Source organism: Mycobacterium sp. 1165196.3 (assembly GCF_001673415.1).
GTDB classification, from domain to species: domain Bacteria; phylum Actinomycetota; class Actinomycetes; order Mycobacteriales; family Mycobacteriaceae; genus Mycobacterium; species Mycobacterium europaeum_A.
Genome location: NZ_LZLU01000006.1, coordinates 1 through 880 on the forward strand (window position 1 = coordinate 1; position 880 = coordinate 880).

At 68.8% G+C, this 880-nt stretch carries 2 pseudogenes; one reads left to right on the plus strand and one right to left on the minus strand.

What is annotated here, in order from left to right:
• Window positions 1–73 precede the first annotated feature (73 nt).
• A pseudogene (locus A5659_RS00485) lies at window positions 74–716 on the minus strand (S8 family serine peptidase); the annotation flags it as partial.
• On the opposite strand from A5659_RS00485, the pseudogene A5659_RS28900 reads away from it, so the two are divergent.
• Window positions 715–880 (plus strand): annotated as a pseudogene (locus A5659_RS28900) (type VII secretion-associated serine protease); the annotation flags it as partial. The pseudogenes A5659_RS00485 and A5659_RS28900 overlap by 2 nt on opposite strands.

Here is an 880-nt window from a genome sequence, read left to right on the forward strand (position 1 = left end):
GGGCGGTGTTGTGGCGGCGTGGCCGGCGCCCGATCGACTGGACGGCCCCGATCACCGTGGCCAACAACCGATCCGGTGGCGGCGACCGGATCCACCATCCCGTATCCGACCTTGTTGTCCACGCCCGCAGGCGGATTGTGCGCCGACTGCACGATCCGGTTGATCACCTGATGCGCGCTGAGTTCGGGGAATTTCGCGCGCACCAGCGCCGCGACGCCGCTGACGTAGGCCGCCGAGAAACTAGTGCCCCAGAACGGCATGTTCTTCTCGCCCGGTCTCGACGGCGGGTAGGCATTCACCGGGCCGCCGCCCTGCGGTGAGAGGCCCATGATGTGGGTCCCGGGGGCCGCCACGCCGACCCACGGACCGGTCATGCTCTTGTCGAGCGGGGCACCGCTGCTGTCGACCGCTCCCACCGACAGGACGTAATCGGAGAACCACGACGGCGCCGAGACGATCTTGACCTCGTGCCAGTCCCGCGGATCGGACGGGTCCAATGGGTCATACGTCGGGTTGTTGTTGCAGCCCGCTTCGCCGTCGTTGCCGGCGGCCGCCACGATCACGGCGTCCTTCGCGGTGGCCGCGTACCACAACGCCGCACCGAGGGCCCGCTGATCGGCCGGGGCCGCCGCGGGCAGGCACGCGGTGACGGAAATGTTGATCACCTTGGCCCCCATGTTGGCGGCGTGAACGACCGCGCGCGCAACCGAATTCAGCGCGCATCAGGTGATCAACCGGATCGTGCAGTCGGCGCACAATCCGCCTGCGGGCGTGGACAACAAGGTCGGATACGGGATGGTGGATCCGGTCGCCGCCTTGACATCGGATGTTGGTCGCGTGCGGGGCCGTCCAGTCGATCGGGCGCCGTTCACCCCGACCG